Annotated in this window: 24 protein-coding genes; 15 read left to right on the top strand and 9 right to left on the bottom strand. The window is 70.7% G+C overall.

Going from position 1 to position 23387, the window contains the following annotated elements; translation table 11 throughout:
* Both fabI and ACGFZW_RS27225 read left to right on the top strand, forming a co-directional pair.
* Positions 1–771 (top strand): enoyl-ACP reductase FabI, encoded by a 771-nt coding sequence (fabI, locus tag ACGFZW_RS27230; protein WP_393895862.1) that lies wholly within the window; start codon positions 1–3, stop codon positions 769–771.
* Between the two features lie 143 nt (positions 772–914).
* Positions 915–1265, top strand: a complete 351-nt coding sequence (locus tag ACGFZW_RS27225; protein ID WP_393895861.1) for a hypothetical protein — start codon at positions 915–917, stop codon at positions 1263–1265.
* On the opposite strand, the gene ACGFZW_RS27220 is transcribed toward ACGFZW_RS27225, so the two are convergent.
* Complete coding sequence (locus ACGFZW_RS27220) at positions 1243–1926, bottom strand: FadR/GntR family transcriptional regulator (RefSeq protein ID WP_393895860.1); 684 nt, start codon at positions 1924–1926, stop codon at positions 1243–1245. The genes ACGFZW_RS27225 and ACGFZW_RS27220 overlap by 23 nt on opposite strands.
* Positions 1927–2071: 145 nt before the next feature.
* Between ACGFZW_RS27220 and ACGFZW_RS27215 the strand changes: the two genes are divergently transcribed.
* The 4 genes from ACGFZW_RS27215 to ACGFZW_RS27200 all read left to right on the top strand — a co-directional run bounded on the left by ACGFZW_RS27215 (position 2072) and on the right by ACGFZW_RS27200 (position 4621).
* Positions 2072–3406: a CynX/NimT family MFS transporter gene (locus tag ACGFZW_RS27215; RefSeq protein ID WP_393895859.1), complete on the top strand. Its 1335-nt coding sequence runs from the start codon at positions 2072–2074 to the stop codon at positions 3404–3406.
* Positions 3407–3422: 16 nt separating this feature from the next.
* A complete protein-coding gene (locus tag ACGFZW_RS27210; RefSeq protein ID WP_283113144.1) occupies positions 3423–3539 on the top strand; it encodes an SGM_5486 family transporter-associated protein in 117 nt (38 codons plus the stop codon).
* A gap of 265 nt (positions 3540–3804) precedes the next feature.
* On the top strand, positions 3805–4017 hold the full coding sequence (locus tag ACGFZW_RS27205) for a hypothetical protein (protein ID WP_393895858.1): 213 nt from the start codon (positions 3805–3807) through the stop codon (positions 4015–4017).
* Positions 4018–4102: 85 nt separating this feature from the next.
* Positions 4103–4621, top strand: coding sequence for a SixA phosphatase family protein (locus ACGFZW_RS27200; RefSeq protein ID WP_393895857.1), 519 nt, complete (start codon positions 4103–4105; stop codon positions 4619–4621).
* Between the two features lie 182 nt (positions 4622–4803).
* Here ACGFZW_RS27200 and serB read toward each other — a convergent pair whose 3' ends face one another.
* Positions 4804–6051 carry a phosphoserine phosphatase SerB gene (gene serB, locus ACGFZW_RS27195; RefSeq protein WP_393895856.1) on the bottom strand — a complete coding sequence of 416 codons (1248 nt, stop codon included), beginning with the start codon at positions 6049–6051 and terminating at the stop codon, positions 4804–4806.
* 791 nt (positions 6052–6842) lie between these two features.
* Between serB and ACGFZW_RS27190 the strand changes: the two genes are divergently transcribed.
* Positions 6843–9395 (top strand): FHA domain-containing protein, encoded by a 2553-nt coding sequence (locus tag ACGFZW_RS27190; RefSeq protein ID WP_393895855.1) that lies wholly within the window; start codon positions 6843–6845, stop codon positions 9393–9395.
* A gap of 81 nt (positions 9396–9476) precedes the next feature.
* Here the strand turns inward: ACGFZW_RS27190 and ACGFZW_RS27185 are convergent, their stop codons facing one another.
* The 3 genes from ACGFZW_RS27185 to ACGFZW_RS27175 all read right to left on the bottom strand — a co-directional run bounded on the left by ACGFZW_RS27185 (position 9477) and on the right by ACGFZW_RS27175 (position 12837).
* On the bottom strand, positions 9477–10223 hold the full coding sequence (locus ACGFZW_RS27185; protein WP_393895854.1) for a transglycosylase SLT domain-containing protein: 747 nt from the start codon (positions 10221–10223) through the stop codon (positions 9477–9479).
* Between the two features lie 650 nt (positions 10224–10873).
* Entirely contained in the window at positions 10874–12001 is a 1128-nt protein-coding gene (locus ACGFZW_RS27180; protein WP_393895853.1) for an S-adenosylmethionine:tRNA ribosyltransferase-isomerase, read from the bottom strand.
* Complete coding sequence (locus ACGFZW_RS27175) at positions 11998–12837, bottom strand: SDR family NAD(P)-dependent oxidoreductase (protein WP_393895852.1); 840 nt, start codon at positions 12835–12837, stop codon at positions 11998–12000. The genes ACGFZW_RS27180 and ACGFZW_RS27175 overlap by 4 nt, the downstream gene beginning before the upstream one ends.
* Before the next feature lie 185 nt (positions 12838–13022).
* Here ACGFZW_RS27175 and ACGFZW_RS27170 point away from each other — a divergent pair, with 185 nt between their 5' ends.
* The 3 genes from ACGFZW_RS27170 (at position 13023) to ACGFZW_RS27160 (ending at position 15366) form a co-directional block, all read left to right on the top strand.
* Entirely contained in the window at positions 13023–14180 is a 1158-nt protein-coding gene (locus ACGFZW_RS27170; RefSeq protein WP_393895851.1) for a GAF domain-containing protein, read from the top strand.
* 19 nt (positions 14181–14199) lie between these two features.
* Complete coding sequence (locus tag ACGFZW_RS27165) at positions 14200–14892, top strand: response regulator (RefSeq protein ID WP_393896037.1); 693 nt, start codon at positions 14200–14202, stop codon at positions 14890–14892.
* A gap of 228 nt (positions 14893–15120) precedes the next feature.
* Positions 15121–15366, top strand: a complete 246-nt coding sequence (locus ACGFZW_RS27160) for a chaplin (protein WP_393895850.1) — start codon at positions 15121–15123, stop codon at positions 15364–15366.
* A gap of 431 nt (positions 15367–15797) precedes the next feature.
* Here ACGFZW_RS27160 and ACGFZW_RS27155 read toward each other — a convergent pair whose 3' ends face one another.
* Entirely contained in the window at positions 15798–16607 is an 810-nt protein-coding gene (locus ACGFZW_RS27155; RefSeq protein ID WP_393895849.1) for a hypothetical protein, read from the bottom strand.
* 90 nt (positions 16608–16697) lie between these two features.
* On the opposite strand from ACGFZW_RS27155, the gene ACGFZW_RS27150 reads away from it, so the two are divergent.
* The 4 genes from ACGFZW_RS27150 (at position 16698) to ACGFZW_RS27135 (ending at position 19846) form a co-directional block, all read left to right on the top strand.
* A complete protein-coding gene (locus ACGFZW_RS27150; protein ID WP_393895848.1) occupies positions 16698–17507 on the top strand; it encodes an ABC transporter ATP-binding protein in 810 nt (269 codons plus the stop codon).
* Positions 17508–17566: 59 nt separating this feature from the next.
* Positions 17567–17977, top strand: a complete 411-nt coding sequence (locus ACGFZW_RS27145; protein WP_393896036.1) for an NfeD family protein — start codon at positions 17567–17569, stop codon at positions 17975–17977.
* Positions 17978–18080: 103 nt separating this feature from the next.
* Positions 18081–19016 carry an SPFH domain-containing protein gene (locus ACGFZW_RS27140; protein ID WP_393895847.1) on the top strand — a complete coding sequence of 312 codons (936 nt, stop codon included), beginning with the start codon at positions 18081–18083 and terminating at the stop codon, positions 19014–19016.
* Between the two features lie 62 nt (positions 19017–19078).
* Complete coding sequence (locus ACGFZW_RS27135) at positions 19079–19846, top strand: sulfite exporter TauE/SafE family protein (protein ID WP_393895846.1); 768 nt, start codon at positions 19079–19081, stop codon at positions 19844–19846.
* Positions 19847–19887: 41 nt separating this feature from the next.
* On the opposite strand, the gene ACGFZW_RS27130 is transcribed toward ACGFZW_RS27135, so the two are convergent.
* From ACGFZW_RS27130 to ACGFZW_RS27120, 3 genes are all read right to left on the bottom strand, one after another.
* Positions 19888–20391 carry an HNH endonuclease gene (locus ACGFZW_RS27130; protein WP_393895845.1) on the bottom strand — a complete coding sequence of 168 codons (504 nt, stop codon included), beginning with the start codon at positions 20389–20391 and terminating at the stop codon, positions 19888–19890.
* 422 nt (positions 20392–20813) lie between these two features.
* Positions 20814–21353, bottom strand: coding sequence for a YbhB/YbcL family Raf kinase inhibitor-like protein (locus tag ACGFZW_RS27125; RefSeq protein ID WP_393895844.1), 540 nt, complete (start codon positions 21351–21353; stop codon positions 20814–20816).
* 42 nt (positions 21354–21395) lie between these two features.
* Entirely contained in the window at positions 21396–22178 is a 783-nt protein-coding gene (locus ACGFZW_RS27120; protein ID WP_393895843.1) for a sporulation protein, read from the bottom strand.
* Between the two features lie 172 nt (positions 22179–22350).
* Between ACGFZW_RS27120 and ACGFZW_RS27115 the strand changes: the two genes are divergently transcribed.
* Positions 22351–23004: a DNA-3-methyladenine glycosylase gene (locus ACGFZW_RS27115; RefSeq protein ID WP_393895842.1), complete on the top strand. Its 654-nt coding sequence runs from the start codon at positions 22351–22353 to the stop codon at positions 23002–23004.
* The last annotated feature ends 383 nt before the right edge of the window (positions 23005–23387 follow it).

Genomic DNA, 23387 nt, shown 5'->3' with positions numbered 1-23387 from the left:
ATGAGTGGAATCCTTGCAGGCAAGCGCATCCTGGTCACGGGTGTTCTGACCGAGTCGTCGATCGCGTTCCAGGCGGCCAAGGTCGCCCAGAACGAAGGCGCCGAGGTCATCCTCACCGGCTTCGGCCGGCTCTCCCTCGTCGAGCGGATCGCCAAGCGGCTGCCCAAGCCCGCGCCGGTCATCGAGCTGGACGTGACCAACCAGGAGCACCTCGACACCCTCGCCGACAAGATCCGCGAGCACCAGGGCGAGGGCGCCCGGATCGACGGGATCGTCCACTCCATCGCCTTCGGCCCGCAGGGCGCCTTCAACTTCCTGGAGGCGGAGTGGTCGGACGTGGGCACCGCGGTGCAGGTCTCGGCGTACTCCTACAAGTCGCTGACCATGGCCTGCCTGCCGCTCATGGAGCACGGCGGCGCGGTCGTCGGCCTCACCTTCGACGCGCAGATCGCCTGGCCGAAGTACGACTGGATGGGCGTGGCCAAGGCGGCCCTGGAGAGCACCAACCGCTACCTCGCGCGTGACCTGGGCCCCAAGGGCATCCGCTGCAACCTGGTCTCGGCCGGTCCGATCAAGTCGATGGCCGCCAAGTCCATCCCCGGCTTCGAGGAGCTGGCGGACGTGTGGAACCACCGCGCCCCCATCGGCTGGGACCTCGCCGACCCGGAGCCGGCCGGCCGCGGCGTCGTCGGCATGCTGTCCGACTTCTTCCCCCGGACGACCGGTGAGATCGTCCACGTCGACGGCGGCGTGCACATGATGGGCGCCTGACGCCCGAAGCGCATCCGTACTGCCCGTCCCGGTCCGCCGGGGCGGGCAGAACGCGTTTTCGAGTCGAGAAGCGGCGACGCTCCCCACACACTGGGTGAGGTGTCCGGGACCCGCCCGGCGCATCGTGGGGAGGAGGTACCGGCGTGCCCGTATCACGACGCCGTACGGCAGCCCTGACGATCACCCTGGCCGCCCTCGCGGGGGTCACCGCACCGGCCGCACGGGCAGTGCCACCCGTGGGGTCCGACGATCCGCAGGAGGTGCCGCACGCACAGTGCCGCACCACCGTCGTCCGCAGCACCGCCACCGCCACCTGCTTCAACCCTCACGGCAACATCAGCCGCGTACGCCTGCACATCGAGTGCAAGCGCTGGTACGACCCTGACGTGGACTCCCTCGCCGAAGCGGTCGGCCCCGCTCAGCGCGTCACCCTCTCCGGCCGCTGCTGGCAGGAGATCGAGGACATCTGGGTCAGCCACGATCCAGCAGGGTGAGCCGGCAGCCGAAGGGGTGCGCGCTCGCCTCCGCGGCGGCCAGGTCGCCGTCGCCCGCGCGGATCGCCTCCACCAGACGCGCATGGTCCATGTGCGCCTCGGGCCGCAGCACCTTGCCGACATCGGCGCGCAGGAAGTCGCGCAGCACACCCCCGAGGTCGGCGTAGATCTCGGCCAGTACGTCGTTGTGCGAGGCCGCCACGATCGCCATGTGCAACGTCGCGTCCGCCTCCACGAAGGTCTCCGCGGCACCGGACTCCCAGGCTTCCTCGCGCCGCTCCAGCAGCGCGTCGATCTGCCGCAGGTCCTGGGCGGTACGCCGGCGGGCCGCGAGCCGGGCGGCCTCCGCCTCCAGGGCGCTGCGCAGCTCGGCGACATGCATCGGATCGGCGTCGGCGAACCTGCGGTTCATCACCCCGGCCAGCTCGCTGGTCGCGACGACGTACGTGCCCGAGCCCTGCCGGATGTCGACCAGCCCGTTGTGCGCGAGGGCCCGGACGGCCTCGCGGACGGTGTTGCGGGCCACCCCGAGCTGCTCGACGAGTTCCGGCTCGGTCGGGATGCGCGATCCCACGGGCCACTCCCCGGAGGTGATCTGACCGCGCAGCTGCGCGATCACCTGGTCGGCCAGCGCGGATCGGCGGGTCGAGGTCAGGGGCATGACTGAGCTCCGGAGGGGTGCGGTGGGCGGTGGGCGGCGCGTGTCCCGGGCGGAGCTGCCGGTCGCCCGTGGCGCCGTCCGGGACAGCAGAGGCTATCGACAGCGAGTGGACACACATTCATCCCATGATTCTATGATGGTGCGCATGGCAGACGAAGACCTCGCGACCCTCGGCCCGGCGGCCGAGTCCAGGACCACCCCCGCACCCCGCTCGGCAGACGGCTCCGCGCAGCCGCAGCCGGCGACCCGTGAAGCCGTACCGGACGGCGGCCGCGCCGCCTCCAGGGCCGCCCGCTGGCTGCCGGGGATCCTGATCGCCGGCCTGGTCCTCGCCGCGCTCAACCTCCGGCCCGCCATCACCAGCCTCGGCGCGCTCCTGGAGGAGGTCCGGGTCGGTCTGGGCATGTCCGGCACGGTCGCCGGTCTGCTGACCTCCGTGCCGGCCCTGTGCTTCGCCGCCTTCGGCCTCGCCGCCCCTCGGCTGGCCAGGCGCTGGGGCCCAGGCGCCATCGTCTGCGTCGGTATGGTCGCGATCGCGGTGGGGGTCGCGGTGCGGCCGTTCGCCGGCGGCACCGTCGGCTTCCTCGTCGCCAGCGCGCTCGCCCTGGCCGGCATAGCCGTCAGCAACGTCCTCATGCCGGTCGTCATCAAGACCTGGTTCCCGGACCGGGTCGGCTCGATGACCGGCCTGTACTCCATGGCCCTGGCCCTGGGCACCTCGCTCGCCGCAGCGCTCACCGTCCCTATGACGGCCGCGCTGGGCGGAAGTTGGCGTACCGGCCTCGCGGTGTGGGCGGCGCTCGCCGCCGTCGCGGTGCTGCCCTGGCTCGCGGTGGTCCGGCAGCGCGGGACCTCGGCCGGGACGTCCACGGGAAGCGCGACGCCCTCCGCTGAACCCTCCGTACGGATCACTTCCTCGCCGACCGCCTGGGCGCTGGCCGTCTTCTTCGGCCTGCAGGCCACCGCTGCCTACATCACGATGGGCTGGATGCCGCAGATCTTCCGCGACGCCGGGGTCTCGGCGGGCACCGCGGGCGTGCTGCTCGCGGTCACCATGGCGATGGGCGTGCCGCTCTCGTTCGTGCTGCCGCGGCTGGCCTCCCGGATGCGGCACCAGGGGCCGCTCGCCGTGGTGCTCGGCGTCTGCGGCCTGGCCGGTTACGCCGGTCTGTGGCTGGCCCCCTCCGCCGGCGCCTGGGTCTGGGCGCTGCTGATGGGCATATCGAACTGTGCCTTCCCGCTGGCCCTGACGATGATCGGGATGCGGTCGAGCAGCTCCGCGGGCGTCGTGAAGCTCTCGGCCTTCGCGCAGTGCGTCGGCTACCTGATCTCCATCCCGGGGCCGCTGCTGGTCGGCACGCTCTACCAGCACAGCGGCGGCTGGGGCCTGCCGATCGCGTTGATGGCCGGGCTCATGGTGCCGCAGATCGCGGTCGGTGTGCTGGCCGGGCGGGACCGCCGCATCGAGGACGAGACCTGAGTGGGAGACTGGGCGCATGCCAGTGCTCGAACCGAATCCGCAGGGCGGCCAGAAGAAGCTGCTCCTCGTGCTGGGCGCCATGCTCGGCGTGACCGTCGTCGTCGCGATCATCGCGAGTATCGCGGCGCCCTGAGCCGGCCGCAGCCGCTGCGGCCGGCTCAGGGACGGAGCCGCCGGGAGCGGCGGCCGTGGACGGAGCCCCGTGACGGCCCTCCCGGGGCCCGTGGGTGGGGTTTTCCCCACCATCCCCTAGGGGGCCGGGCTCAGGGGAAACTGGGTGGCTTCCCGGGTAGGAACGCCCGCCCAAGATCCGTAGCTTCGAAGTACACCGCACCGCAGCGGTGGGCGCCCGCGGCCCCGCGGCCGCGCAGCCCTTCGATCGCCACGGAGGCGATTCCATGTCCGCCGCGTTCCGCCGGCCGTCCCCACCGAGGATCCGGGGCCTGCGGATACCGCTGCCGTGGTGGGCCCTGGCCTTGCCGGTCGCCTCGTTCGCCGTCCTGCTGGTGCTCATGGCGAGCTCCTCCCCGGCGACCGCGGCGAGCGCCCGGGACGGCCTGGCGCCGCTGCTGGAATTCCTTGCCAGGGTCGTCAGCCTCGGATCCCCCTGACCGCTGGTGCACGGTCGTCACCCTGCCGGGGGGAGCCCTTCAACACCCCGCGCCCCGCGCCGCCTTTCGTGCGAAGCTGGGACTCATGAGCGCCGATACACCCCGCCGGATTGTCCTCCTCCGACACGCCAAGGCCGAATGGTCGGACAGTTCCGACCACGAGCGTCCGCTCGCCGATCGCGGCCGTCAGGACGCCCCGGCCGCCGGTCGCCGGCTGGCCGGAGCCGGGATCACCCCCGACCTGACGTTGTGCTCGACGGCCACCCGCACCCGTGAGACCTGGAAGCTCTTCGTGACCGAGCTCGCGCACCGCCCCAAGACGGTGTATGAGGAGCGGCTCTACGAAGCCTCGCTCGGCGAGCTCATCGCCCTGCTGAACGAGACCTCCGACGACGTGCACGACCTGCTGGTCGTCGGCCACAACCCGGGGGTTCACGCCCTCGCGGACGCGCTCGCCGGCGAGGCCGACGACGACCTCCTGGCGCGCATGAACCGCGGTGGCTTCCCGACCGCGGCGATGGCCGTGATCACCTTCAACGGCTCGTGGAAGACCGTCGAGCACGGCGTCGGCCGCCTCGTCGCCTACCTGCCGCCTCACGAGTGAGGCCCCGAACCACCGTCGCCGCCGATGGGCCGGGTCACCGTCCGGTCCGCTGATGGCCGCAGCACATACGACAAGGGCTCCGGCGCGCGCCGGAGCCCTTGCCGTACGTGGCGCGGTCTTCCCGTTTCTGCCGCGGTCTCCCGTCGCGGCGACCTGTCGGCGCGCGGGGGAGCGGTGCGGCCTCAGCCGAGGTGGGTGTCCGCGGCCTCGACCTCTTCGCGGGTGATGCCCAGCAGGTAGAGCACGGTGTCCAGGAACGGCACGTTCACCGCGGTGTGCGCCGCCTCGCGCACCACCGGCTTGGCGTTGAAGGCGACGCCGAGGCCCGCCGTGTTGAGCATGTCGAGGTCATTGGCGCCGTCGCCGATCGCGACGGTCTGCGCGAGCGGCACCCCGGCCTGCTGGGCGAAGCTGCGCAGCAGACGCGCCTTGCCCGCCCGGTCGACGATGTCGCCGGTCACCCGGCCGGTGAGCTTGCCGTCGACGATCTCCAGGGTGTTGGCGGAGGCGAAGTCGAGACCGAGCTCCTCCTGGAGGGCGTCGGTGACCTGGGTGAAGCCACCCGATACCACTCCGACTTGGTAGCCGAGCCGCTTGAGGGTCCGTACGAGGGTGCGGGCACCCGGGGTGAGCCGCACCTCCTTGCGCACGGACTCCACGACGGAGGCGTCGAGCCCGCCGAGCAGCGCGACCCTGGCGTGCAGCGACTGCTCGAAGTCCAGCTCACCGCGCATCGCGGCGGCGGTGACCTCGGCGACCTCGGCCTCGCAGCCGGCGTGCGCCGCGAACAGCTCGATGACCTCGTCCTGGATGAGCGTCGAGTCGACGTCCATGACCACCAGCCGCTGGGCCCGGCGCTGGAGCCCGGCCGCGACGACGGCGATGTCCACCCCGAGCATCGCGGCCTCGGGTGCCAGCACCGAGCGCAGCGCGTCCGTGGCCGCACCCGACACCGCGAATTCCACGGCCGTCACCGGATACTTCGCAAGACGGAAAATACGGTCGATATTGCCGCCCGTGGACGTTATGGCGGCGGCGATGGCGGCCGTCGACTCGGCGGTCAGCGGGTGGCCCAGCACGGTGACATGCGAGCGGCCGGTGCCGCGCGGACGGTTGTCGCCCCGGCCGGAGATGATCTCGGCCTGGAGGTTCAGCGACTCGGCCCAGCTGTGCACGGTGGCCCGGAGGTCGCCCTCGGACGAGCCGGAGGCGCCCTCGGCCGGGGAGGGGGCCGTGACCAGCGCGCACAGCACGATGCGCCCTCGGGTCACGACCTGTTCGATGTCCACGACATCGACGGAGTAGGCGGCGAGGGTGTCGAAGAGACCTGCGGTGATGCCGGGCCGGTCCTTCCCGAAGATCTTGACGAGAAGGGTCGGTACGTCATCGCCCGGTACGGCGGTGGCAGGCGGAATCTGCGATGCGCTCATGGTGCCCTTACGGTATCCGGCCGGAGAGCCCGACCGTACAGGTGTCCGTGGTTCGGACCAGCGCGTTCCGCCGTCTGCCCGTGGTGCGCCCGCGGCTCCGGGGCGCGGACAGCCCTTGCTGATCGTTATCGAGTCGTGTCCGGGCCGCCGGCCGGGCCGGTCGATGTAGCGAGCGGTGAATCCAACTCCCTTGTGTTCCAAGGGAGTTCGATGCACCAGTGGCACGCGCGAAGGGGCCGATCCGGGCCCGATGGTGCCCCTCGCGGCCTCCGAGGCTCTCTCCGATCCGTATGCGTGACGGTGATGTCAAGGGTGTTTTGGGCCGTTTTGGCCGTTGTGGCGAGGGTGCTGCCTCACGGTCGTCCTGTGCGCGTCGAGACGCGGCCGGCACCGCCTCCTCCGCGCTCGCCGAGGGCCGCAAGCCGGCAGCCTCTGCCACGCAGTGGAGAGAAGCCGGCCGTCCCGTCTCCCCCGTCCCGGGAGAAAAGCCAGCTCAAAGCGGAGCCGATGGACGGGGCGGGCGCGATCGACGCGGCTCCGGGTGTCGCGGCGGAAAGGGCCGCCGACGCACTGTCAGGTCAGCGCCCTTCCGTAATGCACCTGTTCCACGGAAATCTCCGTATCCGCTCCTACTTCCCGCTCTCCGGGGGAGTTTGGCGCATCACGACAAGTGCACCCCGAGCCCCGCTCCTCTCCCGGTTACCGGTCCGAGGGCCGAGCCTGAAATAGTTCCCCACGATGTTCGCCATCCCTAGACTTCCCATACAGGGCGTCACTCGGGGGACTATGTAATGGGGCATGGAGTGCCTGAACTCGTACTCGAATTGAACGGAAGGACCTGGACGCTCGATCCGTCCCGGTCCTACAACGTGGGCCGCGATCCGCAGGGCGACATGGTGCTCGACGACGCCAGGGTTTCCTGGCGGCACGCCACCGTGCGGTGGGCCGGCCGCGGCTGGATCATCGAAGATCACGGCAGCACCAACGGCACATACGTCCAGGGACAGCGGATCCACCAGCTGGAGATCGGCCCCGGCTCGGTCGTGCACCTGGGCAACGCCACCGACGGTCCCCGGGTGAGCCTGTCGGCCGCTCCGGTCGCCGACGCCTACAACGCGCAGCCCGCGATGGCGCCGCAGCAGCAGGGCGCGCAGGGCTGGCAGGCGCCGCCCGCGCACCAGCCGCCGCACCACCAGCCGCCGCACCACCAGCCGCCGGTCCACCAGCCGCCGGTCCAGCAGAACTGGCAGGCCCCACCGCAGGCGCAGCCGCCGTACATCCCGCCGCAGCAGGCCCAGCAGCCTCCGCAGGCGGCCGCGCCCGCGCAGCGGCCGGCCGGTGACCGCAGCCCGACCACCTTCCACCGCCTCGACACCGGCCGTGTGATGCGCATCGGCCGTGCGCTGGAGAACGAGCTGGTCGTCTCCGACCTCCAGGTCTCCCGCAACCACGCGGAGTTCCGGGCCACGCCCGACGGCCGCTTCGAGATCCGCGACCTCGGCAGCCACAACGGCACGTACGTCAACGGTCAGCCGGTCGCCAAGTCCGGCACGGCACTGATCGGCCCGAACGACATCATCGGTGTCGGTCACTCCACCTTCCGGCTGGTCGGCGACCGGCTGGAGGAGTTCGTCGACACCGGCGAGGTCTCCTTCTCCGCCCGCCACCTGACCGTCACCGTCGACGGCGGCAAGCAGATCCTCAAGGACGTCTCCTTCGGCGTCCCGGAGAAGTCGCTGATCGCGGTCATCGGCCCGTCCGGTTCCGGCAAGTCGACACTGCTCAAGGCGCTGACCGGCTACCGCCCCGCCAACCAGGGCGATGTCCTCTACGACAACCGCAACCTCTACAAGCAGTTCGCCGAGCTGCGCCAGCGCATCGGTCTGGTTCCGCAGGACGACATCCTGCACAAGGAACTGACCGTCGCCAAGGCCCTCAAGTACGCCGCCAAGCTGCGGTTCCCCGGGGACACCGCGGAGTCCGAGCGTGAGGCGCGGATCGACGAGGTGCTGCGCGAGCTGAAGCTCGACATCCATAAGGACAAGAAGGTCACCTCGCTCTCCGGTGGCCAGCGCAAGCGCGTCTCGGTGGCCCTTGAGCTGCTGACCAAGCCCTCGCTGATCTTCCTCGACGAGCCCACCTCCGGCCTCGACCCGGGCATGGACCGCGATGTCATGCAGCTGCTGCGCGGCCTCGCAGACGACGGCCGCACGGTCCTGGTCGTCACCCACTCGGTGGCCGAACTCGCCATCTGCGACAAGCTGCTGGTGATGGCGCCGGGCGGTGGCGTGGCCTACTTCGGCCCGCCCGAGGAAGCGCTGAACTTCTTCCAGTACGACACCTGGGCGGATGTCTTCTCGGCCTTCGAGAACTACCGGGACTACGACTGGATGGGCCGCTGGCGCGGCTCGCCGCACTACCAGATGTACGCCGCGGACATCGACGCCGTCGCCCCGCAGTCGGTGACGATCCAGCCGCCGCCGGCCCGGATGCAGAAGTCCCAGAGCTGGGGCTCGCAGCTGTGGACGCTGATGCGTCGCTACGTCTCGGTGCTCGCCTCCGACCGTGGCTTCCTGGGTCTGATGGTGATCCTGCCGGCGGTGCTCGGCGTGGTCTCGATCCTGATCCCCAGCGACTACGGCCTCGGGTACGGGCCGCTCAACAAGAACAGGACCAACCGCGACGCGAGCACGATCATGCTGATCCTCGCGGTGGGCATGTGCTTCTCGGGCGCGGCCAACTCCGTCCGTGAGCTGATCAAGGAGCGGGTCATCTACGAGCGCGAACGGGCCACCGGCCTGTCGCGGTCGGCGTATCTGATGTCCAAGGTGATCGTGCTCGGTGTGGTCACGGCCTTCCAGGGCGTGATCATCGCGGCCATCGGGTTCTCGCCCCGCAAGCTGCCCACCGAGGGCCTGCTGCTGGAGGGCGCGCCGGCCGTCGAGATGGCGCTGGCGATCATCGCGCTCGGCTTCACCTCGATGATGTTCGGCCTGATCATCTCGGCGCTGGTCAAGACGGCCGAGAAGACCATGCCGCTGCTGGTCATGTTCGCCATCGTCCAGGTCGTCTTCACGGGCGTGCTCTTCCAGCTCTTCGACACCGTGGGCGTCGGGCAGTTCTCCTGGCTGATGCCCTCGCGCTGGGCCGTCGCGGCGATGGGCGCGACCGCCGACATGAACACGCTGCTGCCGTGGGAGGCGGGCAACCCCGACCCGCTGTGGAAGCACCAGACCGGCGTCTACGTCATGGACATGATCATCTTGATCGGTCTGGGCGTCGCGCTCGCCTTCGTCGTGGCGCGGCTGCTGCGCCGCCACGAGCCGGAGGTCATGCGCAAGTAGCGCGTCCCGCAGTCACGCCCGAGGGGCGGCACCCGGAACCGGGTGCCGCCCCTCGGCGGTGTGGTTGCGTGGAACGGCTGCTCAGTAGGCCGAGTTCACGTTGTCCATCGAACCGTACATGTCGGCCGCGTAGTTGCAGGCGGCGGTGATGTTGGCGACCGGGTCGTAGAGGTCCCACGAGGTGCCGTCGACGTGGTACGCCTCGAAGGTCGGCTGGATCACCTGCAGCAGACCCTTGGACGGGACGCCGTTCTGGGCGTTGATGTCCCAGTTGTTGATGGCCTTCGGGTCGCCGCCCGACTCCCGGATGATGTTCCGGTGGATGCCCTCGTATGTGCCGGGGATGCCCTTCTTCGCCATGATGTCCAGCGACTCCCGGATCCAGCCGTCCAGGTTGTCGGCGTAGGTCTTGGGGGCCGGCTTCGGGGCCGGAGCGGCGCGCTCGGCGGACCGGCTCGCGGCCTGCTGCTCCTTGCGCTCCTTCTCCGCCTTGGCCTTCGCGTCCGCCTTGGCCTTGGCCTCCGCCTTCGCCTTGGCCTCCGCCTCGGCCTTCTTCTTGGCGGCGGCCGCCTCGGCCCTGCCCTGCGCGGCGGAGTCGTCGGCCTGCTTGGTGATCGTGTCCTGCTGCTTCTTGGCGGCGGTGTCGACCGCGCTGAAGGCAACCGGCTTCACGTTCTGGGTGGCGGCCTTGGGCTCGCCCTGTTCGGCGTCGGCGCCCGGGACGACCGAGAAGGCCAGAGCGGCGGCACCGGCCGCTGCGATGCCTACGACGGAAAGCTTATGGGTCCGCTTGAGGCGGGAAAATCCAGAAACAGCGTGCTTCGGCATGGCGGAGTCGACCTCTTCCAATGGGGGACCGTCGCGAGGGCCGTGGTGGCGAAGAACGCCGATTTCGATACGGCGCCGAGCGACGGGAGCCATTCTTAGCGGCCGGAAATTGCCCGGGCAAAGGTGTGACATACGATCCGGGTTAGTGGAACCAGGGGCTCGCCAATTGCGTCGCAGCTGGTCGCATCCCAGCTCACGGCACCTTTACAAGGCCACTAAGCCGGGTCGTAAGTGACGTGCGTCCTATGCGCGGCGTCACAGTGAAGAGGGGTTTGTCTCGCTGGGTGTAATTGCGAACGCACAGCCGGTGTATGTCGTGCCGACATCGCGGCGAAGTCAAGAGGCTTTCGGACCAAATGGGACAGTTCGGATGCGACATCGGTCAATCACTCCAAAACACCGCGAAAGCGAACTCTTTGACGAGTCGCTCTCAACGGCTCCTGGAGCAAGTGCCCCGGTGTAGCGCGTATATCGCCGCCGTCAGGCCCGACGCGGGGCGCGCGGTCAGCAGCATGACCGACCGCGACGCCTGTCGACTCGTCCGCGTAGTACGCGTCCATGTAGTAGAGGCGTGGCGCGAATGGAGACCGTCAGTGCGAGCGTCCATGGCGGTCCCTGCGCGCCGGACGGCGCGCAGGGGGGCGCGAGCTTCAGGACGGCAGCAGCAGGTGGAGATCCCCGAATTCGTGCCACAGGTAGCGGCGCTCCACCGCCGCCGCGTACGCGCGCCGCAGCGCATCCCCGTCCGCCATCGCCGACGCCACCGCCTCCAGCATCAGCAGATGCGAGGCCGTGGGCTCGTGCAGCCCGGTGAGCAGCCCGTCCACCACCCGCACGCCGCGCTCCGGCGTCACCACGAGATCCGTCCAGCCGTCCGTCGCACGCACCCGCCCGTCCTGCCCCACGGCCGACTCCAGTGCCCGCACCGCCGTCGTCCCCACCGCCACGATCCGCCCGCCTGAACCGGGGCCGCGCCCTGCCCGCCCGGCGCGCACCGCGTTCACCAGCCAGGCGGTGGCGGGCGGCACCGCGAACCGCTCCGGATACGGCGGCTCGAAGGCTTCCGCCGACGCCACGCCCGTGTGCAGCGAGATCGGCGCGAACTGCACGCCCGCGCTCACCAGCCTCGCCACCAGCGACGCCGTGAAGGGTCGGGCCGCGCTCGGCATCTCGGCGCTGCCGCTGTCGCCGGAGTCCGTCGCGAACACCGTCCGGTAGGCGGACGGTGGCTGGTCCCGGTCGGTGTAGCCGTACCGGATCGGTCGGCCGTACCGGCGCATCAGCTCCGGGGCCGTTCCGCCCGCCACCCGCGCCCACCACAGCCGTACGCTCCCGGGGTCCACCGGCGCCTCAAGGGTCAGCCGCGCCCCGCCCGGCAGTCGCACCACTCTGCCGGCGGGGCCGCCCGCCCGCGGTCGGGTGCTCCCCCGCCCGTCCGGTCTGCGCAGTTCCACCGCCCAGCAGCCGGCCACGGCGCGGCCCGCCGGATGTCTGCGGTCCGCCCGCGTCGAGAAGTGCACCACCACCGGCTCGCCGCGCCCCCGGCCGTCCCCGATCCGGCCGTCGACCGCGGCCGACAGCGTCGGGGAGGTGTTCACCACCAGCACGTCCCCGGCCGCCAGCAGTTGCGGCAGCTCACCGAAGGGGTGATGCCCGACCTCCTCCGTGCCCCGGCTCACCATCAGCCGTACGGCGTCGCGGTCGAGGCCGGGACCCCGCTGCTCCGCCGGGACCCGGGCGGACAGCTCCTCCGGGACACGCAACACGTCCGCGATCATCGTGCGCGCTCCGGTGCGGCCTGCGACGCATCCGCGGGTGCCGCCGGCCCGGCGGGCAGGTCCGCCGCCAGGTCCGTCGCCCGGTACCGTCCGGACGCCGCCCGGCGGTCCAGCAGGTCCAGGAGGGCAGGAACGACGGTCTCCGGCAGCGGCCGCCCGGAGTCGTCGTCGGTGGGGACGGCAGCCGCGTACAGATCGGTGCGCATATCGCCCGGGTCCACCCACCACACCCGCAGCCCCGGCTCCTCCTCCGCCAGCACCGCCGACAGCTGGTCGAGTGCCGCCTTGGAGGCTCCGTAGCCACCCCACGTCGCGTACGCCTCGACGGCCGCATCCGAACTGATGTGAAGAAGAGCCCCACCTGTCCCTATATGCCCATCACTTTCTGTCCCTATATAGGGGGACGAATCATCATCGACCGCGCTCCCTGAGGGAGGAGAGCCGAACCGGGATTTCCGCAGCAGCGGCAGAGCCTCTTGCACCAGCCCCAGGGGCGCGACGACATTCACTTCCAAGGCGTCCCGCAGTCCTGTCAGCGGATGCTCCGCCAGGCGCACCAGCGGAGCCGCCCCTAGGGCGCTCGCGTTGTTCACCAGCAGATCGAGCCCGCCCAGCCCGTGGGCCGCGGCCACGAGCTCCCGCCGGTGCCCGCCGTCCGCCACATCGCCGGGCAGCGCGACCACCCGCGCCCCGCTCGCGCGCAGCTCCCGCGCCGCCGCCTCCAGCGGCCCGGACGACCTGGCGTCCACCACCAGATCCCAGCCCCGCCCGGCCAGCGTCGCCGCCAGCGCCCGGCCCAACCCCTTCGACGCCCCCGTGATGACCGCCACCGGCATGATCGCGTCCCCTTTCCGGGCCGGGCCCTCGCCCCGCCCTCGCCCTCACCGTAGGAACGCCGGGCCCCGGGAGGCGTCGGGCGACGGGCGGGCCGCCGCAGGGCATTGGGCCTAGGGCGGTGGGCGGAGACAGGGGGCGCCGGTGGTCCGATACGGGCCGGTCAGCGCGCCGGTACGGTGAAGCCATGACCAACGGACCGGGAGCCGGCATCCCCGCGGTGAGCACCGCGATCCTGGCGATGAGCAGGCACCTGGAGGTGCGCGACGTCCTCAAGACGATCGTCGCCTCGGCCCGCGAACTGCTGGACGCCGAGTACGCCGCCCTGGGCGTGCCCGACGATCACGGCGGCTTCGCGCAGTTCGTGGTGGACGGTGTCAGCAGCGAGCAGTGGAAGGCCATCGGCCCGCTGCCCCGCCAGCACGGCATCCTCGCCGCGATGCTGCACAACGCCACCCCCGAGCGCCTCGCCGACGTCCGGCAGGACCCGCGCTTCGGCGGCTGGCCCGCCGCCCACCCGGACATGTCCGACTTCCTCGGTCTGCCGGTCGCCGACGGCGACGAGATCCTCGGCGCCCTCTTCCTCGCCAACAAGCGCTGCCCCGAGCCCCGGCCCGCCCGCGGGACCCGTTGCGGCTTCACCGAGGACGACGAGCGGCTGCTCGGCATACTCGCCCAGCACGCCGCCATCGCGCTGACCAACGCCCGCCTCTACGAGCGCAGCCGCGAACTCACCATCGCGGGGGAGCGCGCCCGGCTCGCGCACGAGCTGCATGACGCGGTCGCCCAGAAGCTCTTCTCCCTTCGACTGACCGCACAGGCCGCCACTGCACTGGTGGACCGAGACCCGGCCCGCGCCAAGGACGAACTGCACCAGGTCGCCGCGCTCGCCGCGGAGGCCGCCGACGAACTGCGCGCCGCCGTCATCGAGCTGCGGCCCGCGGCCTTGGACGAGGACGGCCTGGTCGCCACCCTGCGCTCCCAGGCCCAGGTCCTGGACCGTGCCCACTCCGCGCGGGTCACCTTCACGGCCCACGGGGTCCGCGCCCTGCCGTCCGCCCAGGAGGAGGCACTGCTCCGGGTCGCGCAGGAGGCGCTGCACAACGCCCTGCGGCACTCCGGGGCGGAGCACGTCGACGTCAGCCTCGCCCGCCAGGGCCAGGGGGCGCTGCTGCGGATCGCCGACGACGGCTGCGGTTTCGACACCGGCCGGGTCCGCCGGGCCGGCCGTCACCTCGGCCTGGTCTCGATGCGTGACCGCGCCGGCGGAGTCGGTGGAAAGCTCACCGTGGAGTCGGTGCCCGGCAAGGGAACCGCTGTCGAGATGGAGGTACCCGGTGGCTGAAATCGAAGGGGGCGGCGCCATGGGAGTGCCCGCGGACGGGGCCCGGGGGAGCCGGGACCGGCAGCCGGGCGACGGCCGGGCCATCCGCGTCCTGCTCGTCGACGATCACCAAGTCGTACGCCGCGGACTGCGGACCTTCCTGGAGATCCAGGAGGACATCGAGGTGGTGGGGGAGGCGTCCGACGGCGAGGAGGGCGTCGCCGCCGCCGAACAGCTGCGCCCCGACGTCGTCCTGATGGACGTCAAGATGCCCGGCATGGACGGCATCGAGGCTCTGCGGAAGCTGCGCGAACTGACCAACCCCGCCCGGGTGTTGGTCGTGACGAGCTTCACCGAGCAGCGCACCGTCGTCCCGGCCCTGCGCGCGGGCGCCGCCGGGTACCTCTACAAGGACGTCGACCCCGACGCGCTGGCCGGCGCCATCCGCTCGGTGCACGCGGGGCATGTGCTGCTCCAGCCCGAGGTCGCCGGCGCCCTCCTCTCCCAGGAGGAGGGCAACACCGGCCAGGGGAGAGGTACTTCTTTGACCGAGCGGGAGCGCGAGGTGCTCGGTCTGATCGCCGACGGACGGTCCAACCGCGAGATCGCACGGGCACTGGTGCTCTCCGAGAAGACGGTCAAGACACATGTCTCCAACATCCTCATGAAGCTCGACCTCGCCGATCGCACCCAGGCCGCGCTGTGGGCGGTGCGGCACGGCATCGGAGCCTGAACACGCCGCCGCCGGACGGAGATCCGGCGGCCGAGCCACTCCTCGAAACGATTCTGCTCCGGTCCCGACCGGGGGACGGGGCGATCAATGCGGAGCGTCGTCTTCCGGTGCGAGATTCATACTGTCGTGTAGACGTCGCCCATTTGGCGTATCCGTCCTCGGGGCCCGGCCGTTTCCCAGTGCAGTCGTGACGGCTGGTCACGGCAACGGCAACGAGGAGCATGAGAAGTGAAGAACATCAAGCGCGTAGCGGCCCTCACCATGATGGCGGGCGGCCTCGCCGTCGCGGGTGCCGGTGTCGCCTCCGCCCACAGCGCGCCGCTGGCCCAGGGCACGGCCGTGAAGTCCCCCGGTGTGGGCTCCGGCAACCTCGTCCAGGTTCCCGTGAACGTCCCGGTGAACGCCTGTGGCAACACCGCCACCGTCATCGGTGCCCTCAACCCGGTCTTCGGCAACCCCTGCCTCAACCACTGAGACGGGCACTCCCTCCCAGGCAACGGCATCCCGGCCCCGCAGGCAACCACCTGCGGGGCCGGGCCTGTTGCTGCCCTCTGCCGTCGCATCGGGGCCGACGCTTCTGACGGCGCGACGCACCGGCCAGGTGCCACCCGGCCGAAGTCCTGACGGAACGAAACGCTGACGCCCTCTTTCCGGACGCCTCCTCCCTGACGGCTCGTTCCTTTACGGCCCATCCCCTGACGGACGAACGGATCCCCTCCGCCACCGCCGTCAGCAATCAGGGCCTCCGCCGCGGGAAGCGCCGCCCGCCGGGGGCGAGACCGGGCCCGCCGGGGCCGCTCAGGCGTCCTGCCCCCATCCCCGTGGCATCGTCCCCCGACCTGCCGGCGACACCGCCGGCCCCTGATCGCCGATCCGGGCCCCCGCGGCCCCTCAGCCGCCCTGCCTCACCCCCGACGCTCCCGCTCCTCCACCGCTGCGTTGTACGCCGCCACCTGCGCCCGTCGGGCCGTACGCTCCACCGGCCGCAGCGCCTCGGCGCGGGCCGCGATCTCCGAGGCGCTCACCGCCCCGCCGTGTTCCCCGTCACCGCCGGCCTGCCGCGCGATGTCGATGAGCGCGCCCACCCGCTGGGCCAGCTCCAGTACCCGTACCGCACGCGGCGGATACCCCGGCGCGAGCACCTGCCGGCCGGCCTCCGACCGCGCGCGGTACGCCTCAAGGGCCGCTTGCGCGACGGGGCCCGAACCGGCCACGTCCAGCGACGAGAGCGCCTCGGTCGCCTCCCGCAGCGCCTCCGCCAGCTCCCGCTCAGCCTCACCCAGCGACGGCACGTCCGCCGGCGGTCCCTCCCGCACCGGTAGGCAGTGCCAGACCACCTCCACGTGCACATCGGGGCCGCTGCCGCCCTCGGGACCGGCCTCGTATACGTCCGGCACCAGGCCAAGGCCGGCGCCCACCGCGAGCACCGCCTCCTCGGACTCCAGCGCCCGCGCGTTGAATGCCGGCGGCCCGCTGAGGCCCAGCGGATGCCCCGGCACCGGCAGCGCGACCCGCAGGCCGACCGCCCCCAGCGCGCGCAGCCGCCCCAGCGCGAGCGTCAGCCCGACCGGCGACGTCTCCCCGGGCAGGTCCTCCACGCGGTGCACCGCGTCATCGTCCGCGATACGGTGCGCGGCTTCATCAGGTGAGACAAGTCCGGCCAAGAGGGCATTTCCCCATGACGCCAGCCGTCCTGAACGAGGTTCATCGAGCATGCTCCCCAGCCTAGGCAACAGCGCTGACAACGAGTGGCGTAGGTTTGCTGGGGGGCTGCGCCTACAGGTGCACGCGACGACCGAGAAGCAATGGGAGACAACGCGCTCATGAGCGATGTGCTGGAGCTGGTGGACGTATCCGTGGTCCGCGAAGGACGGGCTCTGGTGGACCAGGTCTCCTGGTCGGTGAAGGAGGGTGAGCGCTGGGTGATCCTCGGCCCGAACGGCGCCGGCAAGACCACCCTCCTCAACGTCGCGTCCAGCTACCTCTACCCGACCACGGGCACGGCCTCGATCCTCGGGGAGAAGCTCGGCAAGGTCGACGTCTTCGACCTCCGCCCGCGCATCGGCATGGCCGGCATCGCCCTCGCCGACAAGCTGCCGCGCAGCCAGACGGTCCTGCAGACCGTGCTGACCGCCGCCTACGGCATGACCGCGAGCTGGCAGGAGAGCTACGAGGAGGTCGACGAGCAGCGCGCCCGCGCCTTCCTCGACCGCCTGGGCATGACCGCGTACCTCGACCGGAAGTTCGGCACCCTCTCCGAGGGCGAGCGCAAGCGCACCCTGATCGCCCGCGCGATGATGACCGACCCCGAGCTGCTCCTCCTCGACGAGCCCGCCGCTGGCCTCGACCTCGGCGGTCGCGAGGACCTGGTGCGCCGCCTGGGCCGCCTGGCCCGCGACCCCTACGCACCCTCGATGATCATGGTCACGCACCACGTCGAGGAGATCGCCCCCGGCTTCACCCATGTCCTGATGATCCGCCAGGGCAAGGTGCTGGCCGCCGGTCCGCTCGACCTGGAGCTGACCTCAAGCAACCTCTCCCACTGCTTCGGTCTGCCGCTGATCGTCGAGCAGCGCGGCGACCGCTGGACCGCACAGGGGCTGCCCCTTTCCTGACCGATCGTGCTCTGTCCCGGGCCGTCCCGCGGATCTACCATGAAGCCGTGGACGCATGGGTGTGGTGGCTGATCGCCGCCGTAGGGCTGGGTATTCCTCTCGTCGTGACCGCGATGCCCGAATTCGGGATGCTCGCGGTCGGTGCCGTCGCCGGTGCCGTCACCGCAAGCCTCGGTGGCGGCACCGTCCCGCAATTCCTCGTCTTCGCCGCCGTTTCGGTCGCGTTGATCGTGGTCGTACGCCCCATCGCCAACCGCCACCGCGGCCAGAGTCCGCGCCTGGCCTCGGGAGTTGACGCCCTCAAGGGCAAGAGCGCCACGGTTCTCGAACGCGTCGACTCCGGCGGCGGCCGCATCAAGCTCGCCGGTGAGGTCTGGTCCGCCCGCGCTCTCGACACCGACCAGGTCTACGAACCGGGCCAACAGGTCGACGTCGTCGAGATCGAAGGGGCCACGGCGCTCGTCATCTGACCTGAACCCGCTGCGCGGCGCGCCTCGACTCTGAAAGACTGATCAACCGCCAAGCCGGTCGAACGGCCGGCACGGACCAGCAACGAAGGGCACGGGAGCCGCAGTGGAACCGATCATCATCGTCCTGATCATCCTGGTGGTGCTCGTGTTCATCGCACTCATCAAGACGATCCAGGTCATCCCACAGGCAAGCGCCGCCATCGTCGAACGTTTCGGACGCTACACCCGTACGCTCAATGCCGGGTTGAACATCGTCGTCCCGTTCATCGACTCCATCCGCAACCGCATCGACCTCCGCGAACAGGTCGTGCCCTTCCCGCCGCAGCCGGTGATCACCCAGGACAACCTGGTCGTGAACATCGACACCGTCATCTACTACCAGGTGACGGACGCCCGCGCCGCGACCTACGAAGTCGCCAGCTACATCCAGGCGATCGAGCAGCTCACCGTCACCACCCTGCGCAACATCATCGGTGGCATGGACCTGGAGCGGACGTTGACCTCCCGCGAGGAGATCAACGCAGCGCTGCGCGGCGTCCTGGACGAGGCCACCGGCAAGTGGGGCATCCGCGTCAACCGCGTCGAGCTCAAGGCCATCGAGCCGCCGACCTCCATCCAGGACTCGATGGAGAAGCAGATGCGCGCCGACCGCGACAAGCGCGCCGCCATCCTCCAGGCCGAAGGTGTCCGGCAGTCCCAGATCCTCACCGCGGAAGGTGAGAAGCAGTCCTCGATCCTGCGCGCCGAAGGTGACGCCAAGGCCGCGGCCCTGCGCGCCGAGGGCGAGGCCCAGGCCATCAGGGTTGTCTTCGAGTCGATTCACGCCGGGGACCCGGACCAGAAGCTGCTGTCCTACCAGTACCTCCAGATGCTCCCGAAGATCGCCGAAGGCGACGCCAACAAGCTCTGGATCGTACCGAGCGAGATCGGCGACGCCCTCAAGGGCCTCGGCGGCGCCATCGGCAACTTCAACCCCGCGGGCGGCGGCAGTATCCCCAAGCCCAGCTCCCCGAACCGCGAGGCGCCCCCCATCGATTGATGGGACAACCTCCTGGGGCATGATCGGGGCGACACATTCCGATCATGCCCGGGGGAGTCCGCATGAGTTTCTGGGAAGCACTCGCGGTCTTCGTCGCGGGAATCGGCGCCGGCACGATCAACACCATCGTCGGCTCCGGCACCCTCATCACGTTCCCCGTGCTGCTGGCCGTCGGCCTGCCACCCATCACGGCCAACGTCTCCAACACGCTCGGTCTGGTGCCCGGTTCGCTCAGCGGCGCCATCGGCTACCGCCGCGAACTCAGCGGCCAGCGCCGCCGCATCCTGCGCTTCGGCGCAACCGCCTTCATCGGCGGCCTGACCGGCGCGGTCCTGCTGCTCGCGCTGCCGTCCGAGGCCTTCGACGCGATCGTGCCCGCGCTCATCGCCGTCGCCCTGGTCCTGGTCGTCGTCCAGCCCAAGCTCTCCGCCGCGCTGCGCGCCCGCCGCGCTCGTACGGGCACCACCGGCCACCGCGACGGAGGCATCGCCCTGCTCGCCGGCCTGCTGTGCGCCAGCGCCTACGGCGGCTACTTCGGCGCCGCCCAGGGGGTCCTCTACCTCTCCCTGATGGGCCTGCTGCTCAACGAGGACCTGCAACGCATCAACGCCCTCAAGAACGTCCTCGCGGTCGTCGTGAACGGCGTCGCGGCGCTCTTCTTCCTCTTCGTCGCCGACTTCGACTGGCCCGCCGTCGTCCTCATCGCCGTGGGCTCGGCCCTCGGCGGCCAGATCGGCGCGAAGGTCGGCCGACGGCTGCCCCCCACCGTCCTGCGTGGCGTCATCGTCGCCGTCGGCCTGGCCGCCATCGCCCAACTCCTCCTGAAATAGGACGGTCGGGCGACGGCCCAGAACACCGCGCGGGAGCACCCCTAGGCCGGTAGCGCCAGCCAGTCCGGCAGCTCCTCCCGCACGGAGACCCCGAGCGCCGACAGCATCGCGTCCGCCGGCGTCGGCTCGAACGGCCGCCGCAGCAGCTGCATCCCCGCCTGCTCGGGAGTACGGTCCGCCTTGCGGTGATTGTCCTCCGCGCACGAGGCGACGGTATTCAGCCAGGTGTCCCCACCACCGTGCGACCGCGGCACGACGTGGTCCACGGTCGTCGCCCGCCGGCCGCAGTACGCACACCGGTGCTGGTCACGGACCAGCACACCCCGCCGCGACCACGGCGCCTGTCTTCGGAACGGCACCCGTACGTATCTGCTGAGCCTGATCACCCGCGGCACCGGCACATCCACCGAAGCCGCCCGAATACGAAGCCCCGGGTGGGCGTGCTCGACGACGGCCTTGTCCTGCATGACCAGCACCACCGCACGCCGCAGCGACACCGTCGACAGCGGCTCGAAGCTCGCGTTGAGCACCAGCGTCTCGCGCATCCCGCCCACCTCCCGGACCCCGTTCGCCCCCACGGCGAAGTGGCTCCACTGTGCAGTGGAAGGGATTCCCAGGACAACGCAATTTCCGTATGCCAGAAGGTAAATGACGGGCAATCAGAAGAAGAACAGGGAGTGGCCCGCGCGCGCGGTTCCCGCGCTCCTGAAGCGGGAGCACCCGACCCCGGCGCCGGAAAAGCGTGCGCCCCGGGTCCCACCCCCGTGAAACACGCGGGACCCGGAGCGAACGGCAGCCGGCGAGGACGCCCGACACGAGTGACGAGCTCCGGCAAGCGGCGGGGGACACACCTGCGCCCCGCCGCTCCCGCCATTGCGGTACCGACTGCCCGACGGCCCGATGGAGGCCGTCAGCCACGTACCACTCTGTGCGCGGGAAGCGCCGGGGCGCAACGGAATTAGCGGGCTCAGCCCTCCGCGGGCACCTCGAACTCGGCGATCAGCTGCGCCCGCCCGATGGTGTGGAACCGCAGGTTGAAGCCCACCGCCGCCGGCGAGGCATCGGCGTCGGGGCCGAGCTTCTCCTGGTCCACCGCGTACACGGTGAACACATAACGGTGCGGCCCGTCCCCGGGCGGCGGAGCGGCGCCGGTGAACTCCCGCGTCCCGGCGTCGTTCCGGGCATGGACGGTGCCCTCGGGCAGCCCCTTCATGTCACCGGACCCGGCACCGGCAGGCAGCTCCGTCACCGACACCGGAATGTCGAACAGCGTCCAGTGCCAAAAGCCACTGCCGGTCGGCGCGTCCGGGTCGTAGCAGGTGACGGCATAGCTCTTCGTCCCCGCGGGAGCACCCTCCCACCGCAGATGCGGCGAACGGTTCCCCTGGGCCTGGACCTGTTCCGGTCGCAGCGTTCCGCCCGGCTCCACCTCGTCGCTGGTCACCGTGAACTGCGGCACCGGCGGATGGAAATCGTGCGGGAGCGGCCGCCGCTTCAGCTCGGACACCTCGACACCTCCTGGTCGCTTGCTGACACCTGTCCGCCCAGGTTAGAGCCAGTTCCGCTTACCGCCGACCTCCGCCAGCCACTGGTTGAGGTAAGCGGCCCAGTCGGTTCCCTCGAAGTCGTTGAGCCCGACCGTGAACGAACGGAAGGAGTCCGTCCCCTCGGTGAACAGCCCCGGCTTCTTGTCCATCTCCAGCACGACGTCCATCTCGCGGTCGTCGGCGACGAAGGACAGCTCCACCTGGTTCAGCCCGCGGTACTGCTGCGGGGCGAAGAACTCCACCTCCTGGTAGAACGGCAGCTTCTGGCGCGTACCCCGGATGTGCCCCTGCTCGAGGTCGGCGGCCTTGAAACGGAACCCGAGCCGGCCGAACGCGTCGAGGATCGCCTGCTGCGCCGGCAGCGGGTGCACATTCACCGGGTCGAGGTCACCGGAGTCCACCGCACGGGCGATCTCCAGCTCCGTCGTCACACCGACGGCCATCCCGTGCAGGTGCTGGCCGAGAAACGTCGTGATCGGCGTCTCCCACGGAATCTCCAGACCGAACGGCACGGTGTGCGCCGCCCCGGCCTGCACCTCGAACGCGCCACCCAGCCGCTGCTTGGTGAACTCGATGTTCCGCTTGTACTCCTCCTCGCCGCTCTCGACCTCGACGCGCGCCTGCAGACCGACGGACAGCCCCTCGACCTGCTGGGCCACCGACCCGCCCTGGATCCGCACCTCGCCCTGGACGACCCCACCGGGGACGACGTTCTCCTCGAAGAGCACCGTCTCCACCGACGCGCCCCCGGCTCCCAAACTCGCCAGCAGCTTCTTGAACCCCATGCTCGTCCTCCCCAGGCGGAACGCCTGTGCTCTGTGTAGCTCGCCGAGATCTCGGCTTGATTCCTACCCACGCGAAAGGGCGCGGGCCGGTTCCACGGGCCATACCTTCCCAACCGCGGTGCCCCGCTGACCAGCCGCCCACCCATATACGTCTGCACTACCCTCGGAGCGCATGACCGACGTACCGGAACGTATGCCGCTCACCCGCGACTTCTTCGACCGCCCCGTGGTGGACGTGGCTCCCGACCTGCTGGGGCGCACCCTCGTACGCCACACCCCCGACGGCCCGATCGAACTCCGCCTGACGGAGGTCGAGGCGTACGACGGTGAGACCGACCCGGGCTCCCATGCCTACCGGGGCCGCACGGCGCGCAACGCCTCCATGTTCGGCCCGCCCGGTCACGCCTACGTCTATTTCATCTACGGCATGTGGTTCAGCCTCAACCTGGTCTGCGGCCCCGAAGGCAAGGCGAGCGGTGTCCTCCTGCGCGCCGGCGAGATCCTGACGGGCGAGCCCCTGGCCGCAGCCCGACGTCCCAAGGCCCGCAGCGCCAACGAACTCGCCAAGGGCCCGGCCCGCCTGGCAACAGCTCTCGATGTCGACCGCAGCCTGAACGGCATCGACCTCTGCGACGGAGACCCCGACCATCTCTCCGTGCTGCACGGCAGCCCCGCCGCGCCCTCCGATGTACGGAGCGGTCCGCGCACGGGCGTGGGGGGCGAGGGGGCCGACCACCCGTGGCGCTACTGGATCGCCGGCGACCCCACCGTCAGTCCGTACCGCCCGCACGTCCCGCGTCGTCGCCGTGCCACCAGCGGTACTTGACTCCGGCGGGCCAAACGCCTAACGTGGCCCGAGCCGCTGGAGACGGGCAGCGCTATCTGCGTGGACCGCCAGGCGGCACAACCAACTACTACGAACGCTCCCTCTGACCGGGGTCTTCTTTGGCGTTGCCAAAATTCGACCCCATCGACTCGATTATGAGTCGCCGGGAAAAGCAGCTAACGTAGTGACCACGCCGAAAGGCAAACCCCTCCGACACGTAATCGGAACCGCATTTCGAACCCACCGAGACAATCGGGGGAACGGAAAAGGATCTGATAGAGTCGGAATCGCGAAGAAGCCGAAAGGCCGAATCGCACCGGCGAAAATCAGGACCGCGAGGATCTGATAGAGTCGGAAACGCAAGACCGAAGGGAAGCGCCCGG

The sequence above is a fragment of the Streptomyces sp. NPDC048248 genome (assembly GCF_043201875.1).
Classification (GTDB): Bacteria; Actinomycetota; Actinomycetes; order Streptomycetales; family Streptomycetaceae; genus Streptomyces.
Note: the sequence above shows the minus strand (reverse complement) of the source record. Positions and strands in the feature narration are given on the sequence as shown.